We start from the raw sequence: 2,857 nt of genomic DNA on the forward strand, positions 1-2,857 counted from the left end.
TAATTTAATAAAACAACTCAGAACAAAGGTAGCCGAACTAAAAAGCAAGCTTGCTAAAGAAAAGCAAAAAAACGAGATTGACCCTAAGGAAATCGATAAGGATTTTGAAAAGCTACTGGTGCGATTACAAGAAATGTACGCTGAAATAGATAAGCTCAAACTGATTAATGCTGATTTAAAAAATCAACTTCAGCACTCAGGGCAACATACAGAAATAAGAGTGGATACGTCTACTGGTGAAATTATTGAATTAGTTTCAACGAAACAATAGATTAGATGTAGTAGCTCATATCTCATCTTACAGTTTTGTTGATTAGGTTTAGACTTCACCTGACAGGCAGCAAGAGCGAACAAGAGACGGTCAGAGTGATCTGGATATGTGAACTTAATTCTACAAAGCGGACGCTTAGCGACCCCGTTCATGCAATAAAATTGAGTTTAGGCAATCCGCATTAATTGTATAATGATGTCTCTGCTTCTAAAGAGTATGTTTATGAGAACCATTGGAAAACTGGCAAAAGATTTAGATATCAATGTTGAAACGATCCGCTTTTATGAGCGCCAAGGTTTAATAGAGCAGCCTCCAAAACCCGAATCAGGTTATCGAAAGTATGACGAGACACACGCTAATCAACTCAAATTTATTCTGAAAGCTAAAGCATTAGGGTTTACGCTGAAAGAAATTGAATCACTGATGTCACTAAGTAGCAGTTGCGCTGATATAGAATCGATGGGATTGCAAAAACTTAATCTCATCCGTAATAAAATTGCTGATTTACAGCGGTTAGAGAAAGTAATTCAAGATATGACAGATTCTTGCAAGGCCAATCAAGACCCTCAATCCTGCCCGGTAATAAATTCACTTAAATAGCTATTGACCCCGTACTTATGTACGGAGTTTATACTACCTTAAAAATTGAGGTAGATAGTTATGATCAATAAAATTCTAGATAAAGTAGGTTCTGGTGGCGTTTGGCTAGCCGCCCTTAGTTGCACAGCATGTTTTCCTGCGCTCGGCTCATTGGCATCTGCGCTTGGGTTAGGTTTTCTTTCACATTTTGAAGGGATAGCGGTGAACACCTTATTGCCATTATTTGCTTCACTAGCGTTGTTAGTTAATTTCTATAATTGGTATCAACATCGAGAGTCATTAAGAGGCATTTTAAGTGTCATTGGCCCAATTGCAGTATTGCTGACCCTTTATCCTTTATGGCAATACGACTGGAGCACTTACTTATTTTACTTTGGGATCATTTGGATGGTCGTAATGTCTATTTTAGATATTGTTAAGCCCATTAAGGAACCAGTATGCAAGGTATAGAATTAAAATCTAAGATAACTTGCCCTGAATGTGGATTTAGCAAAGTTGAAACCATGCCTACAAACGCTTGCCAATGGTATTACGAATGCGAAAGCTGTAAAGCACTACTTAAACCGTTCAAAGGTGATTGTTGCGTTTACTGCTCTTATGGAACAGTTAAGTGTCCTCCTATTCAAGAAGGCAATGCATGTTGCTCAGGTAAGTAGCCTAGTATTCGGTGGTTCTGTGCCAACCAAGTAATATCTTAAATGCGATTGCGATTAACACTAAACCACCAAATAGTTCAGCTTTAGACTCCAGCCATACGCCACTTCTTTCGCCGATATTCACACCAATCTAGCTAAAGGCAAACGTCGTGACGCCTATTATCAAGCAAGCTACGGCTATGTCTACCTCAAGCAATGTGATTGCATAACCTGCCGCCATTGCATCAATACTGGCGGCAATAGCAAGAACAAATAGCACACGATGAGTAACATTAGCAATATCTTCTTCAATTCCTTCAGATTGGGACTCATAAATCATTTTTGCCACCGATAAATAATAGCAAAATAAAAGCTATCCAAGGTGCATAATCTTCAATCCAAGATGATCATCCTTTACCGCTGTAATAGCCTAAAAGAGGTATAAAGCCTTGGAAAAATCCAAAATAAGCAACGGCTTTAATAAAGAGTTTTTCAGCATTTGCTACTTTTTTAGAACCTAAGCCTATGGATACTGCAAACACGTCCATACTGAGTGCTATAGCTAATACAAATACTTCAAACAAATCGATTAAACCTGAATAAAATTGTTATAAGATTACGTGACGTATAATTAGTTACTTGACTGATGTTAAACACCTAAGGTTTGCTGACAGTTGCTCAATTATCGAAGCCTTATTTTTACACCAAATTTCAGCCAGATATTCAGTAACAGTGCCAACACTTGAAGGAAACAGAATATTCCCCGCCACTTTGGCGAAAGGGCCATCAGTTTCGAGTAAAATCTCTTCTGTATACCACCTATAGTTGGTATACCAGCTAATGCTGCACCACCATCCATAAGTAGTCCCATCAGTCTGATCTTATCTATTCGTCCAGCAAACTCTTTTGCTTTTGCACTTAGGTTTTTATCGTCTGCTGCTTTTTTAACTAAAGTAGATGCGATTGTTTCTAATAGCGCAGCTTTAGCATCATCGTACCCTTGGAAAGTCCATGCATCAAAATGTACTTGGATATATTCTTGTTCATCAGTTTCCAAAGATGCTTTGGTAAGTTCAAGAATAGTAGATTTTCCTGCGCCCCAATCACCAAAGACACCGACGCTAATAGGCATTAATTCCTTTTCTGTTATAAGATCTTTTATTGACTCAGCCGTTTCATTAAAATTTAAGAAATCAATTTTTGATTCTTTATCAGACCACATAACATCTCCCTTTATTTATTATTTTGCTTTTCCATTCTTTTAATAGTTCTGTGAACCGTAGGGCGGCTAACAGAATATTTTTTTGCTAATGCAGAAATCGATTCACCATTTAATTTATCTTTATATAAT

Annotated in this window: 5 protein-coding genes and 2 pseudogenes; 4 read left to right on the forward strand and 3 right to left on the reverse strand. The window is 37.5% G+C overall.

The features are described 5' to 3' along the window. The 4 genes and pseudogenes from L1D46_RS20235 to L1D46_RS20250 form a co-directional block, all read left to right on the forward strand. Positions 1-271: pseudogene (locus L1D46_RS20235) on the forward strand (hypothetical protein); the annotation flags it as partial. 222 nt (positions 272-493) lie between these two features. Continuing rightward, a complete protein-coding gene (locus L1D46_RS20240) occupies positions 494-871 on the forward strand; it encodes a MerR family transcriptional regulator (RefSeq protein WP_016708221.1) in 378 nt (125 codons plus the stop codon). Positions 872-931: 60 nt separating this feature from the next. Beyond that, positions 932-1,321, forward strand: a complete 390-nt coding sequence (gene merC / locus L1D46_RS20245; RefSeq protein WP_016708222.1) for an organomercurial transporter MerC — start codon at positions 932-934, stop codon at positions 1,319-1,321. After that, positions 1,309-1,527 (forward strand): GDCCVxC domain-containing (seleno)protein, encoded by a 219-nt coding sequence (locus L1D46_RS20250; protein ID WP_062566147.1) that lies wholly within the window; start codon positions 1,309-1,311, stop codon positions 1,525-1,527. The genes merC and L1D46_RS20250 overlap by 13 nt, the downstream gene beginning before the upstream one ends. 1 nt (position 1,528) lies before the next feature. Here L1D46_RS20250 and L1D46_RS20255 read toward each other — a convergent pair. The 3 genes and pseudogenes from L1D46_RS20255 to L1D46_RS20985 form a co-directional block, all read right to left on the reverse strand. Continuing rightward, a pseudogene (locus tag L1D46_RS20255) lies at positions 1,529-2,090 on the reverse strand (manganese efflux pump MntP family protein). A 98-nt stretch (positions 2,091-2,188) separates the two neighbouring features. Then, entirely contained in the window at positions 2,189-2,728 is a 540-nt protein-coding gene (locus L1D46_RS20260) for a P-loop NTPase fold protein (protein ID WP_239978136.1), read from the reverse strand. An 11-nt stretch (positions 2,729-2,739) separates the two neighbouring features. Beyond that, on the reverse strand, positions 2,740-2,857 hold a 118-nt coding region (locus L1D46_RS20985), incomplete at its 5' end, for a helix-turn-helix domain-containing protein (RefSeq protein ID WP_345779683.1).

This window comes from Pseudoalteromonas sp. Isolate3, from assembly GCF_022398505.1.
Lineage (GTDB): Bacteria > Pseudomonadota > Gammaproteobacteria > Enterobacterales > Alteromonadaceae > Pseudoalteromonas > Pseudoalteromonas apostichopi.

Bases quoted from the DNA above. Each gene is read 5' to 3' on its own strand.
- L1D46_RS20240 (WP_016708221.1), top strand. From the start codon at position 494: ATGAGAACCATTGGAAAACTGGCAAAAGATTTAGATATCAATGTTGAA.
- merC (WP_016708222.1), top strand. From the start codon at position 932: ATGATCAATAAAATTCTAGATAAAGTAGGTTCTGGTGGCGTTTGGCTA.
- L1D46_RS20250 (WP_062566147.1), top strand. From the start codon at position 1,309: ATGCAAGGTATAGAATTAAAATCTAAGATAACTTGCCCTGAATGTGGA.
- L1D46_RS20260 (WP_239978136.1), bottom strand. From the start codon at position 2,728: ATGTGGTCTGATAAAGAATCAAAAATTGATTTCTTAAATTTTAATGAA.